This window comes from Mycobacterium sp. E2238, assembly GCF_001672665.1.
In the GTDB taxonomy this organism is placed as follows: domain Bacteria; phylum Actinomycetota; class Actinomycetes; order Mycobacteriales; family Mycobacteriaceae; genus Mycobacterium.
In genome coordinates this window covers 1-18,751 of sequence record NZ_LZKF01000029.1, presented here as the reverse complement: position 1 = coordinate 18,751, position 18,751 = coordinate 1, and the positions used below count along the sequence as shown (strand labels likewise).

Here is an 18,751-nt window from a genome sequence, read left to right as displayed (position 1 = left end):
GTTCACCTATCCGGTGTTGCAGGCCGCCGACGTGCTGGCCTACGACGCCGAGCTGGTGCCGGTGGGTGAGGATCAGCGTCAGCATCTCGAGCTGGCGCGCGACGTCGCGCAGCGGTTCAACAGCCGGTTCCCCGACACGTTCGTGGTTCCCGACCTGCTGATCCCCAAAGCCACCGCCAAGATCTACGACCTGCAAGACCCGACGTCGAAGATGAGCAAGTCGGCGGCCACCGATGCCGGCCTGATCAACCTGCTCGACGATCCCGCCGCGTCCGCGAAGAAGATTCGCTCGGCGGTCACCGACAGCGAGCGCGAGATTCGCTTCGACACCGACGCCAAGCCGGGCGTGTCCAACCTGCTGACCATCCAATCGGCGGTCACCGGCGTCGGCATCGAAAAGCTCGTCGAAGGTTACGCCGGGCGGGGTTACGGCGACCTGAAGAAGGAGACCGCCGAGGCGGTCGTCGAGTTCGTCAGCCCGATTAAGGCGCGCGTCGACGAATTGCTTTCTGACCCAGCCGAATTGGAGGGGATTCTGGCGGCCGGGGCGCGGCGGGCCGAGGAAGTGGCCGGCGAAACCGTTCGGCGGGTCTACGATCGGTTGGGTTTCCTTCCGCAGCGAGGATGAGTTCACCATGAGCGAGCCGGCCAACGCGGGTGCCCTCGACCGGCTGCGGGCCCGGTACGGATGGCTCGACCACGTCGTGCGCGCCTACCAGCGCTTCGACGACCGCAACGGCGGGTTCTTCGCGGCCGGCCTCACCTACTACACGATCTTCGCGCTATTCCCTTTGCTGATGGTCGGTTTCGCGGCCTTCGGGTTCGTCCTGGCCAGGCGGCCCGAGCTGCTGAAAACGATCGACGACCACATTCGGTCCCAGGTGACCGGCGCCCTGGGCGATCAGCTGCTCGACTTGATGAACTCGGCGATCGACGCGCGGGCGTCGGTGGGTGTCATCGGCCTGGCCACCGCGGTCTGGGCGGGCCTGGGCTGGATATCGCATCTGCGCCAAGCGTTGACGGAGATGTGGTGGGACGAGCGCATCGAGTCGCCGGGCTTCGTGCGCAACAAGCTCTCCGATCTGTTGGCGATGCTGGGGACGTTCGCGGTGATCATGGCCACCGTCGGCCTGACCACCGTCGGCCACGACGCCCCCCTGGCCGCGGTGTTGAAATGGCTTGGGGTGCCGCAGCTGTCGGTATTGGATTGGCTCTTTTGGCTGTTGTCGATCGTGATCTCGACGGCCATCTCGTGGTTGCTGTTCACCTGGATGATCGCCCGGCTGCCGCGCGAGAAGGTCAGCCTGGCCGACTCGGCGCGCGGCGCGCTGATGGCGGCGATCGGATTCGAAGCGTTCAAGCAAGTGGGTTCCATCTACCTGCGGGTGGTGTTGCGTAGCCCCGCGGGCGCCACGTTCGGCCCGGTGCTGGGTCTGATGGTGTTCGCCTACATCACCTCGTATCTCGTGTTGTTCTGCACGGCATGGGCGGCGACGGCATCCGATCACCCGCGCACCCGCCACGTCGCACCGCCCGCGCCGGCGATCATCGCCCCGCGCGTGCAACTGGACGAGGGGATCAGCACGCGGCAGACGCTGACCGCGATGGCGATGGGAGCCGTTGCGGGGCTGACCCTCTCCCGCCTCACCCGGTGGCTGCGCTAGCCGCCGAGGGCCGCGCGCATGCGTTCGGCGAACACCGTGATGGTCCGCCCTCAGCGGGCGGACCATCACGGTGATCTCGTCGATGAGGCCGTCCCCCCGTGTGTGCAGGAAGTCGCAGCCCTGGATCTCCAGGTCCGCAACGGCGGCCCTGAACATGAGCGCGTGATCGCCGGTGCCCACACCGGAGAGCTTGTGCAGCACCGCGTCGGGGGCGAATAGGCTTCCGACGCGGTCGAATTCGCCGGCTTCCACGGCGCGGCGGAAGGGGTGGCCGCTCACAGTCCGAGCGTCCTGCCGATGCCCACCGTGAGGGCGGCGGCGAAGATCGCGACGGTCGCGGCGACGTTGCGTGGTTCGCGAAGGTACGCGTGCGAGGCGATGGCGCCCACCATGACGATCGCGAACCCGAATGCCGCGAGCGGGGTGAGGAACGCGGCGATACCGACCAGCCGGGGCAACAGAATTCCGATGGCGCCCAGCAATTCACAGAACGCGGTGACACGGATCACCGGCAGCGGGAACGGCGTTACGCCCGTTTGTCCGCTGGCGATCAGCCGGTCTTTCGGTTGACTGATCTTGGCCAGGCCGGACGCGGTAAACAGCGCGGCGAGCGCGACCTGTAGCGTCCAAAGCAACACATTCATCATTACCTCCCACGTCGATGGCTGTTCACCTCTATGACGCGGCAGGGCCGCATGATGTGACACCGACTAGGTAGTCAGCCGCCAGTCGCCCCGGACCATGACCGCGCTGACTCGCAGATCACGATCCAGCACAACAAGATTGGCGTCGTGGCCGGCGCGCAGGCTGCCCAGCCGCTCGAGGCCGAGCGCCCGCGCCGGCGTCGCCGACGTCGTCTGCGCCGCGACGGCCAGTCCCGCATCGGCATGCACCGCGCGGAACAGCCGATCCATGGTCGCGGTGCTGCCCGCGATCGTCGACGTCCCGCGCACCCGCGCCACACCGGAGACCACGTCGACGGCCACCGCACCGAGGCGGAACGCCCCGTCACCGCGGCCGGCCGCGGCGATGGCATCGGTGACCACGGCGACCCGCTCGGGCCCCGCGGCCCCGAGCACGGCGCGCACGACGGCCGGGTGCACGTGCACGCCGTCGGCGATCAGTTCGACGATGACTCCCCGGTTTCGCAGCAGGGCGAGCACCGGCCCGGGCTCGCGGTGGTGCAGCGGCGGCATCGCGTTGCACAGGTGGGTGCCGACGGTGGCGCCGAGCCCGATCGCGTGTTCGGTCTGCTCGTAGGTGGCGTTCGTGTGTCCCACGGCCACAACCACTCCGGCGTCGCGAAAGCGCCGGATCGCCTCGTCGGCCCCGGGCAGCTCGGGTGCCAGGGTGACCATCCGGATCGCGCCGCGGCCCGCGTCGAGCACGGCGTCGATCTCGGCCGGGTCAGGGTCGCGCAGCTGGGCCGGGTCGTGTGCCCCGCAACGGGCCCGGGAGAGCCACGGCCCCTCCAGGTGGATGCCGGCGACGGTGCCGTGCCGGGCGGCCTCGGCGATCGCGCGCACGCCGGCGAGCAACTCCGCGGGCGAGGCGGTCACCAGGCTGGCGAGCGTTGTCGTGGTGCCGTGCCGCAGATGGAATTCCGCCGCGCCGGTGATGCCGTCGCGGTCGGTGTAGGAGGCGCCGCCGCCGCCGTGCACGTGCATGTCGATGAACCCGGGCACCACGGTGGCGTCGGGGAAGTGCGCGTCGGCCGGCCGGGGCGGGACGCCCGCGCCGCAGGCGGCGATCCGCCCGCCGTCGGTCTCCAGCCAGCCCGGCCGGCGGACCTGCCCGTCGAGCACCATGGTGCCCGCGGCGATCATGACCATCGGCCGCCGTTTTCCCAGAAGTGGCGGATTTCCTCCAGCTGGCGTCCCTTGGTCTCCGGCGCGAACCGGTAGACGACGACGAACGCGACGACCGCCAGGGCGGCGAACACCGCGAAAGTGCCTGCGCCACCGAGTGAGTGCAGCATGGTGAGGAACACGGCGGCGATGATCGCGTTGGCCACCAGGTTTGAGGTGAGCATCGTGCTCGACCCGATGGAGCGCAACCGGGACGGGAAGCTCTCGCTGGCGTACACCCAGCCCAGGGAGCCGAACCCCATGGTGTAGCCGATGATGAACAGCAGTATGCCGGCGAAGCCGAGTGCCGCGCCGCCGATGCCCCGCCCGAACACGCCCATCAGCACGACGTCGGCGGCGATCATCATGGCGATGCCGGACAACAGGATTGGGCGCCGGCCCACCCTGTCGACCAGCAGCAGCGACGCACCCACGGCGGCCAGCCCGGCGACCTGGACCAGGGCCGGCAGCGCCAGCAGCGCGAAGTTGCCCGTGAAGCCCATCGCCTGGAATATCCGTGGGCTGTAATAGATGATCGCGTTGATGCCGGTGATCTGGATCAAAAAGCCGAGCGTGATCACGAAGGCGGTGGCCCGCCCGTACGGCGGGCGCAGCATCTCGGACCAGCCGCCGCTCCCTTCGCTCAGCGCACGGCCGATCTCGGCGAGCTCCTCATCGACGCGCGCGTCGGGCTCCACGCGCAGCAGCGCCCGGCGGGCCTCGTCGGGCCTGCCCTTCAGTACGTACCACCGCGCCGTGTCCGGCGCGCGAACGAGCAACGGCAGCAACAACATTGCGGGCACGCTGGCCAGCCCGAACATCCAGCGCCAGCTGTGGGTCCCGGCCAGCAGATATCCGGTCAGGTAGCCGACGATCAGCCCGCTGACGATGGCCAGCTGATAGGCCGTCAGCAGCGACCCGCGCACCGCCGTCGGGGCCGATTCCGCGACGTAGACCGGCACGACCACCACCGCCACGCCGAGGGTCAGGCCCAGCAGGAGCCGCGCCGTCAACAGCATCGGCAGTGATACCGAGAGCGCACCGAGTAGCGCGAACGCCGCGTAGGCGACCACCAGCAGCACCACCGATTTCTTGCGCCCGATCGCGTTGGCCAGCACGCCCGCACCGAGCGCTCCGGCGATCTGGCCGATCACGACCATCGTCGTCAGCAGTTCCTGTTGCCAGGTGGACAGCCCGAAGTCCTCGGTGACGTAGAGCTGCGCGCCGGCGATGATGGACAGGTCGTAGCCGTATATGACGCCAATGCTGGCGGCGGTCAGCCCAACCGCCAGCCCCCGCGATCGGGCGGGCCGCGATCTCACCGGTGTTGCGGTCGGCGGTTCATCGAGCGTGCGACCATGATCAAACTAAACACGATGATGGTTCCGATGACGGCGACGCCCACCCGGATCGGCAGCGCGTCCGCCGACGGGATCAGCCCCGCGGCCTGCGCGCCGTTGCCGCGGTCGGCGGCGCTGTCGCGTTTGGCGGGCGCCAGCGAGGGGTCGGGTTCGATCAGGTTGCCGACCTGGGTGCCCTGCGGCGTGCTGAAACCGTAGTCCAGCAGGTGCGCCGCCTGCTCCCAGGGAGCGATCGGCTGCCGCGTCCCATGTAGCAACACGGCCATCAGGCGGCGGCCGTTGTGGTTGGCGGCGCCCACGAAGGTCTGGCCGGCGTCGTCGGTGTAACCGGTCTTGCCGCCCAGGGCGCCCGGGTACTTGTAGAGCAGCTGGTTGTCGTTTTCCAGTTCGTAGCCGGGGTGGTCGCCGTGGCCGGGGAAGTCGAACGTCCGCGTCGCGACGATGTCGGCGAAAGTCGGGTTCTGCCAGGCGTACCGGTAGAACAGGCCGATGTCGTAGGCCGAGGTGCTCATGCCGGGCCCGTCCAGCCCGGACGGCGTCGCCACCCGGGTGTCCTTGCCGCCGAGCTTGGCGGCCAGCACATTGATCTTCTCCACCGCCTGCTGCATTCCGCCGAGCTGCATGGCCAGCGCGTGCGCGGCGTCGTTGCCGGAGTGCATCAGCAGGCCGTGCAGGAGCTGGTTGACGGTGAACACCCCGCCCTCTTCGACACCGACCTTGGTGCCCTCGGCGGCCGCGTCGTCGGCGGTGCCGGGCACCGACTTGTTCAGGTTGAGCGCATTGATGGCGGCCATCGCGACCAGCACCTTGATGATGCTGGCGGGCCGGTGCCGGCCGTGCGGGTCTTTGGCGGCGATCACCGCGCCGCTGTCCAGGTCCGCCACCAGCCACGCGTCGGCGGAGACGTCGGTGGGCAGCGCCGGCGTATCGGGCGCGGCGACGATGCCGCAGCCGGCCAGCGCCTCGCCGCCGACCGGCTTGGCGGGCACCAGCAGCGGGATCGGCGGGTCGCCGGCCTGGGGAACCTCCGACGAATCCACCGCGGGCGGGGTGTTCACCTTGAAGGGGCAGTTCGCGGGGGCGGCGTTGGGTCCGGCGCCGGGCTCGGCGCCGGCGGTGGGCAATGCCGCGGGCGCGGCCAGCGTCACCGGAGCGGCGATCACGAAAACGGCCGCTGCCAGGCGCGATGCGGGGCGTAGGAAGTTCATTGCTTGTGCAGACTAGGCGATCGCGGGCCCGATTCGAGGGAGCCGCGCTGTGACTGGTGATACGGAAGTTGCGAGAGCGCCGGGCCGCGCGGGAACGCCGCCGAGCCACTACGCTGGGCATGCCGTCAGCGTGACGGCAACGAATCTCCCGCCGAACCCCGAGGGCGCGCCATTCACAACGATCGTTTCTGGTCCCGGTTGCGGCGAAACAGCGACGCTCCGCGGTCGCTGCCACGGCTGATCAAGGAAGTCGAGAAGGCAACGCAGGTCCGCCGCTCCGGGCTGGAAGGCGTGCTGAGCGAACTGCGGCAGCATCGTGACGCCACGACCGACGCCGGCCTGCGGGAGGCGCTCACCTGGCTGTGCAACGCGGTGACGCGAATGGTGAGCAACCCGACGGCGGCGCACTCCCGGGAGGTTCTGATCGCGGCCGACGCGGTGAAGCGGAGCTAAAGCTTGTTGGACGCCTCCGCGAGCACGCCGCGCAATACCGATTCGATGGTGTCGAACTCGGCCTGACCGCTGATCAGCGGCGGCGCCACCTGGACGACGGGATCGCCGCGGTCGTCGGCGCGGCAATACAGGCCCGCTTCGAAGAGCGCCGGCGACACGTATCCGTGCAGCAGCCGCTCACACTCTTCCGCGTTGAACGTTTCCTTGGTCGCCTTGTCCTTGACCAGTTCGATGCCGTAGAAGTAGCCCTCGCCACGCACGTCGCCGACGATGGGCAGGTCGTACAGCCGCTCCAGGGTGGCGCGGAAGGCGGACGCGTGCTGCTTGACGCGGTCGTTGAGGCCCTCGCGCTCGAAGATGTCGAGGTTGGCCAGCCCCACGGCCGTCGAAACCGGGTGTCCGCCAAAGGTATAGCCGTGCGGGAAGACCGTCGTGCCGTCGTTGAACGGCTCGAACAGCCTCTCGCTGGCGATCATCGCGCCCAGCGGCGAGTAGCCCGATGTCAGCCCCTTGGCGCAGGTGATCAGGTCGGGCACGTAGCCGAAGTCGTCACAGGCGAACATCGACCCGATGCGGCCGAACGCGCAGATCACCTCGTCCGAGACCAGCAGCACGTCGTACTCGTCGCAGATCTGCCGCACCCGTTCGAAATAGCCCGGAGGAGGGGGGATGGCGCCGCCCGCGTTCTGCACCGGTTCCAGGAACACCGCGGCGACGGTCGCCGGGCCCTCGAACTCGATCGCCTCCGCGATCCGGTCGGCGGCCCATAGGCCAAACGCCTTGGGGTCGTTGGCGAACGGTTCGGGCGCCCGGTAGAAGTTCGTGTTGGGCACCCGGAATCCGCCGGGCGTCACCGGTTCGAACGGCGCCTTGTACGACGGCAGGCCGGTGATCGCGAGGGCGCCCTGGGTGGTGCCGTGATAGGCGATAGACCGCGAAATCACCTTGTGCTTACCGGGTTTGCCGGTCAGCTTGAAGTACTGCTTGGCCAGCTTCCACGCGGTCTCGACGGCCTCGGTGCCACCGGTGGTGAAGAACACCCGGTTCAGGTCGCCCGGGGCGTAGCCCGCCAGCCGCTCGGCGAGTTCGACCGCGGCCGGGTGGGCGTAACCCCACAGCGGGAAGTAAGCGAGCGTGCTCGCCTGGCGCGCCGCGACCTCCGCGAGCTCGGTGCGGCCGTGGCCGACCTGCACGGTGAACAGCCCGGACAGCGCGTCGAGGTAGCTCCTGCCGCGGTCATCGAAGATCCGCACGCCGTCGCCGCGCACGATGACCGGCGGCGTGATGCCGGAGCCGTGCCGGGCGAAGTGCAACCACAGGTGTTCTGTCATCTTGACCGTGAGCGTAGCGCTCGGCTCGATGGCGCGGTTCCTTTCTCGCGCCGTTCCGGCGCTCGCCGTCACCACGCTAGGCTCGCGTTATGACCGCAGCGCAGCAGGTCAGCGAATTCGAGTCCCTGCGGCCGCATCTCATGGCGGTCGCCTACCGGCTCACCGGCACGGTGGCCGACGCCGAGGACATCGTTCAGGAAGCCTGGCTGCGCTTCGACGGGCAGAAAGCCACGATCACCGATCCGCGGGCATGGCTGACCACGGTGGTGAGCCGGCTGGGCCTGGACAAGCTGCGCTCGGCCGCGCACCGGCGCGAGACCTACACCGGCAACTGGCTGCCGGAGCCGGTGGTGACCGGGCTCGACCCCACGGATCCGCTGGCCGCCGTGGTGGCCCGCGAGGACGCCCGGTACGCGGCGATGGTGGTGCTCGAACGCCTGTCGCCCGATCAGCGGGTCGCCTTCGTGCTGCACGACGGCTTCGCGGTGCCCTTCGCCGAAGTGGCCGACGTGCTGGGCACCAGCGAGGCCGGCGCCCGGCAGCTGGCCTCGCGGGCCCGCAAGGCCGTCACGGCGGAGCCGCCGCCCAAGCCCGACCCGTCGCACGACGAGGTGGTCGGCCGGCTGCTGGCCGCCATGGCCGCCGGCGACCTGGACACCGTGGTCTCGTTGCTGCATCCCGACGTCACCTTCACCGGCGATTCGAATGGCAAGGCGCCCACGGCCGTTCAGACCATCCACAGCCCGGACAAGGTGGTGCGGTTCATGCTGGGCCTGGCGCAGCGCTACGGACCGGCGATGTTCACCTCGTATCAGCTGGGGCTGGTCAACGGCGAACTGGGCGTCTACACCGCAGGCTGCCCCGCGTCCGACGGCTACCGGGAGATGCTGCCGCGGATCACGGTGTTCACGGTGCGCGACGGAAAGGTCTGCGCGCTTTGGGATATCGCCAACCCGGACAAGTTCACCGGCTCTCCGCTGCGACCTCGCTAGCCCACGGCACGCGGCAGGCGTCCCCGGAGTTGAAGCCCTGCTCGGTGATGCCCAGCGCGGTGTTCATCCGGGCCCGCATGTTCTCCACGCCGATCTGATAGGTCAGCTCGATCACACCGGCATCGCCGAACCGGGCCCTCAGGTCGGCGACCTGCTCGTCGGTGACGGTGTGTGGGTCGGTCGTCATCGCGTCGGCGTAGCGGATCGCGGCGCGCTCGTCGTCGGTGAATGCCGACGAGGTGGCGTAATCGTCGATCTCCTTGAGCCGCTCGATGTCGAGGCCGTCCAGGCGCTGCAACATCGACCCGAAGTCGACGCACCAGGAACAGCCCACGCTGCGCGCGGTCCATAACACCGCCAGCTCACGCACGCTGACCGGCAACGCCTTGGACGCCCGGTCGAGCATCGTCTCGTGCACGGCGCCGGCGATCATCAGCTTGCGATGGTGGGCCGTCACGGTGAAGGGCTCGGGGACCTGACCGTAACGCCGCTTGGCGATCCGGTACATCACGCGGGTCAGCAGCCCGGCACGCCGGGGGGACAGGGGCTCGATGCGAGTTTTCTGTGTCATACCCCTCAGACGAGACAGGTCGCGAAAGTGTGACGGGCTTTCCGACCACTGGGTGACTTTCGAACTCGATATCACCCGCGATATCAAATTCGGGAAGCGGGTAATGGTATCGACGCGGTGCTTCTGCGGTGGATGTTTCCGCGGAGGCCTAGCGCGTGAACATCAGCGCGCGCTTGACCTCTTGGATCGCCTTAGTGATCTGGATGCCGCGCGGGCAGCACTCGGTGCAGTTGAACGTGGTGCGGCACCGCCACACGCCGTCCACCTCGTTGAGGATGTCGAGGCGCTCGGCGGCCGCCTCGTCGCGGCTGTCGAAGATGAAGCGGTGCGCGTTGACGATCGCCGCCGGGCCGTAGTAACTGCCCTCGTGCCAGAACACCGGACAGCTGGTGGTGCAGGCCGCGCACAGAATGCACTTGGTGGTGTCGTCGTAGCGGGCACGGTCGGTGGGGCTCTGAATACGTTCCCGCGTCGGTGGATTCCCGCTGGTGACCAGGTAGGGCTTGACCGCGCGGTAGGCGTCGAAGAAGGGCTCCATGTTGACCACCAGATCCTTTTCCACCGGCAGGCCACGGATGGGTTCCACCGTGATGGTCAGTTGCTTGCCCTTCTTCTCGGGCAGCAGGTCGCGCATCAGCACCTTGCAGGCCAGCCGGTTCACACCGTTGATGCGCATCGCGTCCGAGCCGCACACCCCGTGGGCGCAGGAGCGCCGGAAGGTCAGCGTGCCGTCCAGGTAGCTCTTGATGTAGATCAGCAGGTTGAGCAGCCGGTCACTGGGCAGGCACGGCACCCGAAAGCTCTGCCAGCCACCGGTTTCCGCGAACGCGTCGGGGTTGTCGGGGTTGAACCGCGCGATCTTCAAAGTCACCAGCACGGCGCCCTCGGGGATGGGCGGAAGTGGCGGCTCCACGCGGGGTTCGACAGACTCGCCTGCAGTCATCAGTACTTCCGTTCCTTCGGTTCGTAGCGGGTCTGCACGACGGGCTTGAAGTCCAGCGCGATGTCGCTCAGCAGATCGGTGCCCTGCTTGTAGGCCATGGTGTGGCGCATGTAGTTGACGTCGTCGCGGTTCGGGTAGTCCTCCCTGGCATGCCCGCCCCGGGACTCCTTGCGGTTCAGCGCGCCGACCACGGTGACCTCGGCCAGCTCCAGCAGGAAGCCCAGCTCGATGGCCTCTAGCAGGTCGCTGTTGAAGCGCTTTCCCTTGTCGTGCACGGTGATTCGGGAATAACGCTCCTTGAGCGCATGGATGTCGGTGAGCGCCTGCTTCAGCGTCTCCTCGGTGCGGAACACCGCGGCGTTGTTGTCCATCGACTGCTGCAGCGCGCCGCGGATGTCGGCCACGCGCTCGTTGCCGTGCTCGTTGAGGATGTCGCCGACCCAGCCGACCACCATCGCCTCGGGGTTGGGCGGCATGTCGACGAAGTCGTGCCCGTCGGCGTAGTCCGCGGCGGCGATCCCGGCGCGACGGCCGAAGACGTTGATGTCCAGCAGCGAGTTGGTGCCCAGCCGGTTGGCGCCGTGCACCGACACGCACGCGCATTCGCCGGCCGCATACAGGCCGGGCACCGTAGAAGTGTTGTCCCGCAACACCTGTCCGGTGACCGTGGTGGGGATGCCGCCCATCACGTAGTGACACGTCGGGTAGACCGGGACCAGTTCGTGCACCGGGTCCACGCCCAGATAGGTGCGGGCGAACTCGGTGATGTCGGGCAGCTTGGCCTCGAGCACGTCCTCGCCGAGGTGACGGACGTCGATGTAGACGTAGTCCTTGTGCGGGCCGGCACCGCGGCCTTCGAGCACCTCCAAAACCATCGAGCGGGCGACGATGTCGCGCGGCGCCAGGTCGACGATCGTCGGCGCGTAGCGCTCCATGAACCGCTCGCCCTCCCCGTTGAGCAGGCGGCCGCCCTCACCGCGCACGGCCTCGGAGATCAGGATGCCCAACCCGGCCAGGCCCGTCGGGTGGAACTGGTGAAACTCCATGTCCTCCAACGGAAGTCCCTTGCGGAATACGATCCCGATGCCGTCACCGGTGAGTGTGTGCGCGTTGGAGGTGGTCTTGTACATCCGGCCCGACCCGCCGGTCGCCAGCACCACGGCCTTGGCGTGAAAGACGTGGATCTCGCCGGTGGCCAACTCGTAGGCCACCACGCCGGTGGCCACCGGGCCGCTCGGCGTCTGCGTCAAAACCAGGTCCAGCGCGTAGAACTCGTTGAAGAACTGCACGTCGTGCTTGACGCAGTTCTGATACAGGGTCTGCAGGATCATGTGGCCGGTGCGGTCGGCGGCATAACACGCCCGGCGCACCGGGGCCTTACCGTGTTCGCGGGTGTGCCCGCCGAACCGGCGCTGGTCGATGCGGCCCTCGGGGGTGCGGTTGAACGGCATCCCCATCTTCTCGAGGTCGAGCACCGCGTCGATGGCTTCCTTGCACATGATCTCCACCGCGTCCTGGTCGGCGAGGTAGTCGCCGCCCTTGACGGTGTCGAAGGTGTGCCATTCCCAGTTGTCGTCCTCGACGTTGGCCAGCGCCGCGCACATCCCGCCCTGGGCGGCGCCGGTGTGGCTGCGGGTGGGGTAGAGCTTGGTCAGCACCGCGGTCCGCACGCGTGGGCCGGCTTCCACCGCCGCGCGCATGCCGGCGCCGCCGGCGCCGACGATCACCACGTCGTAGCGGTGTTGCTGGATCACCGGTCAGCCTCCGATGTTCGGGTCGAATGTCACCAGCACGTAGGTGCCGAGCACCAACGTGAAACCCATCGACAGCAGCAACAGGCTGTTGAGCCAGAAGCGGGTACTGTCCTTACGGCTGTAGTCGTCGATGATGGTGCGCAGGCCGTTGCCGCCGTGCAGCTGCGCCAGCCACAACAGCGCCAGATCCCAGAATTGCCAGAACGGCGAGGCCCAGCGCTGCGCCACGTAGTTGAAGTCGATGCGGTAAACGCCGTTGTCCCACATCAGCATGATGAACAGGTGTCCGACGGCCAGGATGATCAGCGCGACCCCGGAGAACCGCATGAACAGCCACGCGAACTTCTCGAAGTTGGGGATGCCGGCCCGGCGCCGCGGCGAGCGCGGGTTGTCGAGGCTGGCCGGCCGGTCGTGGCTGCGCTGGCGCACCGGCGCGACCTGGCCACGGCCCAGTTGCAGGTCCGGGGAGCTCATCGGAGGTGCTCGACGATGTGAATGCCGGTGACAACCCCGGCCGGAACCATGAGCAGCAGGAAGACGACGCCGACGATCCAGAACATCAGCTTCTGGTAGCGGGTGCCCTCGGACCAGAAGTCGATGAGGATGACGCGGATGCCGTTCAGCCCGTGGAATGCCACCGCGGCCACCAGCCCGTACTCCATCAGGCCGACGACCGGGGTCTGATAGTCGTGGATCACCGCGTTGTAGGTCTGCGGGCTGACCCGCAGCATCGCGGCGTCCAGCACGTGTACGAACAGGAAGAAGAAGATGGTCGCGCCGCTGATGCGATGCAACACCCACGACCACATGCCCGGGTCGCCCCGATACAGGGTTCGGGGTGGACGCCGCTTGCGCGAGGGTCCAGATTCTTTTGCCGGATCCGCGGTTGTCGCCTGTGTGGTCACCCAGTCCTCACCGCCTTCTGACATCAAGCCGGGCAGTTCAGCGTAACCCGGCCGGCGGACCGCCTGCGCCGCACAGTCCGCCAAGCGAAGTGACGTGTCAGGGTTAGGCTGGCCGTCTGACGTGGCAAAAGCTGAGCGGGGTTGCGATATGCCTGATGTCGATTGGAACATGTTGCGCGACAAGGCGATCAGCGCTGCGGCGGGGGCCTACGCGCCGTACTCGCGGTTCCCGGTGGGCGCGGCCGCGCTGGTCGACGACGGACGCGTGGTCACCGGCTGCAATGTGGAAAACATCTCATATGGCCTTGGTCTCTGTGCCGAATGCGGTGTGGTGTGCGCCCTACACGCGACGGGAGGCGGCCGGCTGGTCGCGCTGGCCTGCGTCGACGGGCTCGGGGCGCCGCTGATGCCGTGCGGGAGGTGCCGCCAGCTGCTGCTGGAGCACGGCGGCCCCGACCTGCTGGTCGATCATCCGGCCGGGCCGCGGCGGCTCGGCGAGCTCCTGCCCGACGCCTTCAGCGCCGACCTGCCGCGGGAACCCCGTTGACCGACTACACATTCGACGCGCCCACGGTGATCCGCACCAAGCGCGACGGCGGCCGGCTGTCCGACGCCGCCATCGAATGGGTCATCGACGCCTACACCCGCGGCCGGGTCGCCGAGGAGCAGATGTCGGCGCTGCTGATGGCGATCTTCCTGCGCGGCATGGACCGCGGCGAGACCGCCAGCTGGACCGCGGCGATGCTGGCGTCCGGCGAGCGGCTCGACTTCCGCGACCTGGGGGTCCCGACCGTGGACAAGCACTCCACGGGGGGCGTCGGGGACAAGATCACGCTGCCCCTGGTGGCCGTCGTGGCCGCCTGCGGCGCCGCGGTGCCACAGGCTTCGGGGCGGGGGCTCGGGCACACCGGCGGCACCCTGGACAAGCTCGAGTCCATCGCTGGGTTCACCGCCGCCCTGTCCAACCGGCGCGTGCGCGACCAACTCCGTGATGTCGGCGCGGCCATCTTCGCGGCCGGAGAGCTGGCGCCGGCCGACGCCAAGCTGTACGCCCTGCGCGACGTCACCGCCACCGTCGAGTCGCTGCCGCTGATCGCCAGCTCGGTGATGAGCAAGAAGCTGGCCGAGGGGACCGGCGCGCTGGTGCTCGACGTGAAGGTCGGGGCCGGGGCGCTGCTGCGCTCCGCGGACCGGTGCCGCGAACTGGCCCACACCATGGTCGAGCTGGGTGCGGCGCACGGGGTGCCCACCCGCGCGCTGTTGACCGACATGAACCGCCCGCTGGGCGCGACCGTAGGCAACGCCCTCGAGGTCGAAGAGTCGTTGGACGTGCTGGCCGGCGGCGCCCCGCCCGACGTGGTCGAGCTGACGTTGCGGCTGGCCGCCGAGATGCTCGAGCTGGCCGGGGTCGACGGTCGCGACCCCGTAGAGACGCTGCGCGACGGCACCGCGATGGACCGGTTCCGCCGGCTCATCGCCGCCCAGGGCGGCGATTTGTCGGTTCCGTTGCCGATCGGTGCGCATTCCGACACCGTGACCGCCCCCCGGGGCGGCACAATGGGCGATATCGACGCGATGGCAGTGGGGCTGGCGGCTTGGCGGCTCGGTGCGGGCAGGTCCCGTCCGGGCGAACGGGTGCAGGCCGGCGCCGGCATCCGGATCCACCGCCGCCCCGGCGAACCGGTCGCGGCCGGTGCGCCGCTGTTCACCCTCTACACCGACGCGCCGGAGCGCTTCGCCGCGGCGCTGGCCGAACTGGACGGCGGCTACAGCGTCGGCGACACGCCACCGGTCTCGCGCCCGCTGATCATCGATCGGATCGTCAAGTGACCACACCCCTGGGCCTCGAGCAGATCAAGAAGGCGCCCAAGGCGCTGCTGCACGATCACCTCGACGGCGGGCTGCGCCCGTCGACCGTGGTCGAGATCGCCGGCCAGACCGGCTACGACGGGCTGCCCACCACCGACGTCGACGAGCTGGCGACCTGGTTTCGCACCCGCTCGCACAGCGGCTCGCTGGAGCGCTACCTGGAGCCGTTCTCGCACACCGTTGCGGTGATGCAGACCGCCGACGCTCTGCATCGGGTCGCCTACGAATGCGTGGAGGACCTGGCCGCCGACTCGGTCGTCTACGCCGAGATCCGATTCGCGCCCGAGCTGCACATCGACCGTGGGCTGTCCTTCGACGAGATCGTCGACGCCGTGCTGGCCGGCTTCGCCGACGGCGAAAAGGCCTGCGCCGCCGCGGGCCGGCCGATCGTGGTGCGGCTGCTGGTCACGGCCATGCGGCACGCCGCGGTGTCCCGGGAGATCGCCGCGCTGGCAATCCGGTTCCGGGACAGGGGAGTTGTCGGATTCGACATCGCCGGCGCCGAGGCCGGCAACCCGCCAACGCGGCACCTGGATGCCTTCGAGTACATGCGAGACCACAACGCGCGCTTCACCATTCACGCGGGGGAGGCGTTCGGGCTGCCGTCCATCCACGAGGCGATCGCGTTCTGCGGCGCCGACCGCCTGGGCCACGGGGTGCGCATCGTCGACGATATCGACGTCCTCGGCGACGGCCGGGTCCGGCTCGGCAGGCTGGCATCCATTTTGCGGGACAAGCGAATTCCGCTGGAACTATGCCCGAGCTCCAACGTGCAGACCGGCGCGGTGAAGAGTATCGCGGACCACCCGTTCGACCTGCTGGCCCGCACCCGATTCCGGGTGACCGTGAACACCGACAACCGGCTGATGAGCGATACCACGATGAGCCTCGAAATGTGCCGACTGGTCGAGGCTTTCGGTTACGGCTGGAGCGACCTCGAGCGGTTCACCATCAATGCGATGAAGTCGGCGTTTCTCCCGTTCGACGAGCGGCTGGCGATCATCGACGACGTGATCAAACCGCGTTATGCCGTGCTGATCGCAGGCTGACGCCGCTCGCCCGAAAAGCGGGCGAGCGGCGCAGCTTTCGGCTCAGCGGGTGAGGCGCGTTCCGGTGCGGCGACCCGTCAGTGCCTCGTAGAGCGCGATGAGGACGATGGCGGCGCCGACTCCGATGAAGAACGGAATCCACGCGATGCCACCGTTGGCGTTGTGGTATCCGAACTGGCTGGCGACCGCCGAGCCGATCAAACCGCCTACAGCGCCGATCACGACGGTCATGATCATGCCGACGTTCTGCTTGCCCGGCATCACCAGGCGGGCGACGACACCGATGATCGCGCCCACGATGATGGCGAGGATGATGGATCCGACCATTTCAGCTCCTGTCCTAACGGCGCCCGGGTTGGGCGCCATCTGCGACAAGGATTTCCCCGAAAAGACGGACTTCTAACACAATTCGTCTGGAAGTCAGTTCAGGTCGGCCGCGAGCCCGATGGCGCGCACCGTACCGACCAGGTGCTCTTGCACCGCATGCAGCGCCCGCTGGGCGTCGCCGTCGCGCAGCGCCTCGGCGATATCGCGGTGCTCGTCGAGAATCGTCGTCACCCGGTCCGGGTCGCGAAGCGCCGATTCGCCGATCATCCTCATCTGCCGATCCCGCAGAGACCCATAGAAACCCGACAGGATGGCGTTGCCCGACTCGGCCAGCGTGACGGCGTGGAAGGCGCGGTCGGCGTCGAGAAACTCGGCCCAGTCGGCGCGGTCGACGGCGGCGCGCTGCCGGTGCAGCTCGCCCAAGAGCCGCTCGAAGACCGCGGCGCACGCGGCGGGTCCGCGGCCCACCACCTTGGTGGCGGCGAACTGCTCCAGCAGCAGCCGCGCCTCCATCACCGAGCGGACCTCGTCGGGCGAAACGGGGACCACCAGGGCGCCGCGCTGGGGGTACAGGCGCAGCAGCCCCTCGGCCTCCAGCCGCAGGAAGGCCTCGCGCACCGGGGTGCGCGACATCCCCAGCGCCGTGGCCACGTCACCCTCGCTGATCAGTTCCCCGCCCGGGAACGCGCCGGTGAGGACCCGCGTCTTGACGTAATCCAGCGCGCGGTCCTTGGCCGTGCCCGGCCGCGGGTCACTCGATGCCACGGCAGCCTTCCGGTAGCTAAGTCGTATCCCAGCAGTGTGGTGACGGTACACCACGGGCAACCTTGACAGGGCTACAACTGAGATACAAGATAGATACGAGAAAGACATAAGACGCACCCCAGTAGCCCGCGAGCAGTCGAAGGAGACGAAGTGGCCGTCACCGACACAGCCCTGACCCCGAACCTGGATCCGACGATCCCCGCGCCGATGATCAACGTGGCCGAGTACGGCTTCGAAGGTCGTTTTCAAGATTGGGCCTCCGACGCCGAGTACTTCGAGTACTCCAAGGCCGCCAACCCCATCGGCTCGGGGCACGTCCCGCAGGTTCCGGTTACCCGGTTCGATGCGGATGTCTACACCGATCGGCCGACCGGGGTGATCCCGCTGGATCTGTCCAAGGAGCTGCAGATCGAGACCGGCGCGGCGACCAGCCCAGCGCTGCTGGCGAACTTCGTGCGCATCCGGCCGGGCGAGCAGGTCGACACCAGCCCCAACGCCACCTCGCAGCTGTACTACGTGCTCTACGGGCGGGGCTTCGCTGCGGTCAACGGCCACCTCGTCCAGTGGGAGAAGGGCGACTTCCTCACCCTTCCCGCGGGCACCCACTCGGTCTTCTACGCCGCCGCCGACACGGCCATGTACTGGGTGCACGACGAGCCGCTGATGCGATACCTCGGCGCCGAAGCCACCCAGCCGCGGTTCCGCGCGACCAAGTTCCGCCGTTCGGATGCGGTGGCCAAGCTGGAGGAGATCGCGTCGCGCCCGGGCGCCAACGAGAAGAGCCGGGTCAGCGTGCTGTTGGCCAACGCCAACCAGGAACAGACGCTGACCATCACCCACGTCCTGTGGGCCATGTTCGGCGTGCTGCCCCCGAACCAGGTGCAGCGCCCGCACCGGCACCAGTCGGTCGCCCTCGACCTCATCCTCGACGCGCCGGCCAGCGGCTGCTACACGCTGCTGGGCACCCGCCTCGACGAGCACGGCGACATCGTCGACCCGACCCGGGTGGACTGGCGGGCCGGCTGCGCCTTCACCACGCCGCCGGGCATGTGGCACGCCCACTACAACGAGACCGACCAGCCCGCCCACCTGATCCCGATCCAGGACGCCGGGCTGCAGACCCACCTCCGCAGCCTCGACATCAAGTTCACGCAGCGCCGCGACCTCGTCGCCGGCTGACCCGGCGGGCCGTGCGCGGTCCACAGTTGGCGCATAGTGTGGCTGCACATGAAGTTGCCCCTGCTGGGCCCCGTCTCGGTCACCGGCTTTCAGAACGCGTGGTTCTTTCTGTTCCTGCTGCTCGTTCTGCTGGTCCTGGGCCTCTACGTCGTGCTGCAGTTCGCCCGCCGCCGGCGGGTGCTGCGGTTCGCCAACATGGAGGTGCTCGAGCGGGTCGCACCGGCGCACCCCAGCCGGTGGCGGCACCTGCCGACCATCCTGCTCGCCGTGTCGCTGGTGCTGCTGACCACCGCGATGGCCGGGCCGACCTCCGATGTCCGGATCCCGCTCAACCGCGCGGTCGTCATGCTGGTCATCGACGTGTCGGAGTCAATGGCCTCCACCGACGTCCCGCCCGACCGGCTGACCGCCGCCAAAGAGGCCGGCAAGCAATTCGCCGACGAGCTGACGCCGGCCATCAACCTCGGGCTGGTGGGCTTCGCGGGCACGCCCTACCTGCTGGTGCCGCCCACCCCGCAGCACCAGGCGACCAT

20 protein-coding genes and 1 pseudogene are annotated in these 18,751 nt (G+C 68.7%); 9 read left to right on the top strand and 12 right to left on the bottom strand.

The genetic code is table 11. The features are described from left to right. Positions 1 to 628, top strand: a 628-nt coding sequence (gene trpS, locus A5711_RS02665; protein ID WP_067943811.1) for a tryptophan--tRNA ligase, incomplete at its 5' end; no start/stop codon positions are given. Between the two features lie 7 nt (positions 629 to 635). Continuing rightward, positions 636 to 1,664, top strand: coding sequence for an inner membrane protein YhjD (gene yhjD, locus A5711_RS02660; RefSeq protein ID WP_067943809.1), 1,029 nt, complete (start codon positions 636 to 638; stop codon positions 1,662 to 1,664). A gap of 275 nt (positions 1,665 to 1,939) precedes the next feature. On the opposite strand, the gene A5711_RS02650 is transcribed toward yhjD, so the two are convergent. The 4 genes from A5711_RS02650 to A5711_RS02635 form a co-directional block, all read right to left on the bottom strand. Then, positions 1,940 to 2,308 carry a DoxX family protein gene (locus A5711_RS02650; protein WP_067943819.1) on the bottom strand — a complete coding sequence of 123 codons (369 nt, stop codon included), beginning with the start codon at positions 2,306 to 2,308 and terminating at the stop codon, positions 1,940 to 1,942. A 66-nt stretch (positions 2,309 to 2,374) separates the two neighbouring features. Further along, a complete protein-coding gene (gene nagA / locus A5711_RS02645; protein ID WP_067943805.1) occupies positions 2,375 to 3,496 on the bottom strand; it encodes an N-acetylglucosamine-6-phosphate deacetylase in 1,122 nt (373 codons plus the stop codon). Next, positions 3,487 to 4,833: a sugar porter family MFS transporter gene (locus A5711_RS02640; protein WP_067943803.1), complete on the bottom strand. Its 1,347-nt coding sequence runs from the start codon at positions 4,831 to 4,833 to the stop codon at positions 3,487 to 3,489. Before A5711_RS02640 ends, nagA begins: the two co-directional genes overlap by 10 nt. Beyond that, entirely contained in the window at positions 4,830 to 6,080 is a 1,251-nt protein-coding gene (locus A5711_RS02635; protein WP_067943800.1) for a D-alanyl-D-alanine carboxypeptidase family protein, read from the bottom strand. Before A5711_RS02635 ends, A5711_RS02640 begins: the two co-directional genes overlap by 4 nt. A 228-nt stretch (positions 6,081 to 6,308) precedes the next feature. Between A5711_RS02635 and A5711_RS02630 the strand changes: the two genes are divergently transcribed. Further along, entirely contained in the window at positions 6,309 to 6,533 is a 225-nt protein-coding gene (locus A5711_RS02630) for a hypothetical protein (protein WP_067943817.1), read from the top strand. Here the strand turns inward: A5711_RS02630 and A5711_RS02625 are convergent. Continuing rightward, positions 6,530 to 7,864, bottom strand: a complete 1,335-nt coding sequence (locus tag A5711_RS02625; protein ID WP_067943815.1) for an aspartate aminotransferase family protein — start codon at positions 7,862 to 7,864, stop codon at positions 6,530 to 6,532. The two genes, A5711_RS02630 and A5711_RS02625, sit on opposite strands and share 4 nt — an antisense overlap. A gap of 89 nt (positions 7,865 to 7,953) precedes the next feature. Between A5711_RS02625 and A5711_RS02620 the strand changes: the two genes are divergently transcribed. Further along, on the top strand, positions 7,954 to 8,856 hold the full coding sequence (locus tag A5711_RS02620) for a sigma-70 family RNA polymerase sigma factor (RefSeq protein WP_067943798.1): 903 nt from the start codon (positions 7,954 to 7,956) through the stop codon (positions 8,854 to 8,856). Here A5711_RS02620 and A5711_RS02615 read toward each other — a convergent pair. From A5711_RS02615 to sdhC, 5 genes and pseudogenes are all read right to left on the bottom strand, one after another. Next, a pseudogene (locus A5711_RS02615) lies at positions 8,828 to 9,460 on the bottom strand (carboxymuconolactone decarboxylase family protein); the annotation flags it as partial. The gene A5711_RS02620 and the pseudogene A5711_RS02615 overlap by 29 nt on opposite strands. 115 nt (positions 9,461 to 9,575) lie before the next feature. Next, entirely contained in the window at positions 9,576 to 10,370 is a 795-nt protein-coding gene (locus tag A5711_RS02610) for a succinate dehydrogenase iron-sulfur subunit (RefSeq protein WP_067943792.1), read from the bottom strand. Further along, the gene (sdhA, locus tag A5711_RS02605; RefSeq protein ID WP_067943790.1) at positions 10,370 to 12,124 is read right to left on the bottom strand and encodes a succinate dehydrogenase flavoprotein subunit; all 1,755 of its coding nucleotides are present in this window, start codon (positions 12,122 to 12,124) and stop codon (positions 10,370 to 10,372) included. Before sdhA ends, A5711_RS02610 begins: the two co-directional genes overlap by 1 nt. 3 nt (positions 12,125 to 12,127) lie before the next feature. Next, positions 12,128 to 12,598 (bottom strand): succinate dehydrogenase hydrophobic membrane anchor subunit, encoded by a 471-nt coding sequence (locus A5711_RS02600; protein ID WP_067943788.1) that lies wholly within the window; start codon positions 12,596 to 12,598, stop codon positions 12,128 to 12,130. Next, positions 12,595 to 12,933 (bottom strand): succinate dehydrogenase, cytochrome b556 subunit, encoded by a 339-nt coding sequence (gene sdhC / locus A5711_RS02595; RefSeq protein WP_067943786.1) that lies wholly within the window; start codon positions 12,931 to 12,933, stop codon positions 12,595 to 12,597. Before sdhC ends, A5711_RS02600 begins: the two co-directional genes overlap by 4 nt. A gap of 244 nt (positions 12,934 to 13,177) precedes the next feature. Between sdhC and A5711_RS02590 the strand changes: the two genes are divergently transcribed. Genes A5711_RS02590 through A5711_RS02580 form a run of 3 tightly spaced genes read left to right on the top strand, consistent with a single transcriptional unit; the run spans position 13,178 to position 15,947 of the window. After that, on the top strand, positions 13,178 to 13,576 hold the full coding sequence (locus A5711_RS02590; protein ID WP_067943784.1) for a cytidine deaminase: 399 nt from the start codon (positions 13,178 to 13,180) through the stop codon (positions 13,574 to 13,576). Then, on the top strand, positions 13,573 to 14,859 hold the full coding sequence (locus A5711_RS02585; RefSeq protein ID WP_067943782.1) for a thymidine phosphorylase: 1,287 nt from the start codon (positions 13,573 to 13,575) through the stop codon (positions 14,857 to 14,859). The genes A5711_RS02590 and A5711_RS02585 overlap by 4 nt, the downstream gene beginning before the upstream one ends. Next, entirely contained in the window at positions 14,856 to 15,947 is a 1,092-nt protein-coding gene (locus A5711_RS02580; protein ID WP_067943780.1) for an adenosine deaminase, read from the top strand. Before A5711_RS02585 ends, A5711_RS02580 begins: the two co-directional genes overlap by 4 nt. A gap of 42 nt (positions 15,948 to 15,989) precedes the next feature. Here A5711_RS02580 and A5711_RS02575 read toward each other — a convergent pair whose 3' ends face one another. Next, entirely contained in the window at positions 15,990 to 16,274 is a 285-nt protein-coding gene (locus A5711_RS02575) for a GlsB/YeaQ/YmgE family stress response membrane protein (protein WP_067943778.1), read from the bottom strand. Positions 16,275 to 16,367: 93 nt separating this feature from the next. Then, positions 16,368 to 17,039, bottom strand: coding sequence for a GntR family transcriptional regulator (locus A5711_RS02570; protein ID WP_067943776.1), 672 nt, complete (start codon positions 17,037 to 17,039; stop codon positions 16,368 to 16,370). A 207-nt stretch (positions 17,040 to 17,246) separates the two neighbouring features. On the opposite strand from A5711_RS02570, the gene A5711_RS02565 reads away from it, so the two are divergent. Together A5711_RS02565 and A5711_RS02560 are read left to right on the top strand one after the other, a co-directional pair. Beyond that, on the top strand, positions 17,247 to 18,218 hold the full coding sequence (locus A5711_RS02565; RefSeq protein ID WP_067943813.1) for a cupin: 972 nt from the start codon (positions 17,247 to 17,249) through the stop codon (positions 18,216 to 18,218). A 48-nt stretch (positions 18,219 to 18,266) separates the two neighbouring features. Continuing rightward, positions 18,267 to 18,751 (top strand): VWA domain-containing protein (locus tag A5711_RS02560; RefSeq protein ID WP_156744735.1); only part of this gene is annotated, 485 nt, incomplete at its 3' end.

Coding starts and splice junctions, on each gene's coding strand:
- yhjD (WP_067943809.1), top strand. CDS start 636: ATGAGCGAGCCGGCCAACGCGGGTGCCCTCGACCGGCTGCGGGCCCGG.
- A5711_RS02650 (WP_067943819.1), bottom strand. CDS start 2,308: ATGAATGTGTTGCTTTGGACGCTACAGGTCGCGCTCGCCGCGCTGTTT.
- nagA (WP_067943805.1), bottom strand. CDS start 3,496: ATGGTCATGATCGCCGCGGGCACCATGGTGCTCGACGGGCAGGTCCGC.
- A5711_RS02635 (WP_067943800.1), bottom strand. CDS start 6,080: ATGAACTTCCTACGCCCCGCATCGCGCCTGGCAGCGGCCGTTTTCGTG.
- A5711_RS02625 (WP_067943815.1), bottom strand. CDS start 7,864: ATGACAGAACACCTGTGGTTGCACTTCGCCCGGCACGGCTCCGGCATC.
- A5711_RS02620 (WP_067943798.1), top strand. CDS start 7,954: ATGACCGCAGCGCAGCAGGTCAGCGAATTCGAGTCCCTGCGGCCGCAT.
- A5711_RS02610 (WP_067943792.1), bottom strand. CDS start 10,370: ATGACTGCAGGCGAGTCTGTCGAACCCCGCGTGGAGCCGCCACTTCCG.
- A5711_RS02600 (WP_067943788.1), bottom strand. CDS start 12,598: ATGAGCTCCCCGGACCTGCAACTGGGCCGTGGCCAGGTCGCGCCGGTG.
- sdhC (WP_067943786.1), bottom strand. CDS start 12,933: ATGTGGTCGTGGGTGTTGCATCGCATCAGCGGCGCGACCATCTTCTTC.
- A5711_RS02590 (WP_067943784.1), top strand. CDS start 13,178: ATGCCTGATGTCGATTGGAACATGTTGCGCGACAAGGCGATCAGCGCT.
- A5711_RS02575 (WP_067943778.1), bottom strand. CDS start 16,274: ATGGTCGGATCCATCATCCTCGCCATCATCGTGGGCGCGATCATCGGT.
- A5711_RS02565 (WP_067943813.1), top strand. CDS start 17,247: ATGATCAACGTGGCCGAGTACGGCTTCGAAGGTCGTTTTCAAGATTGG.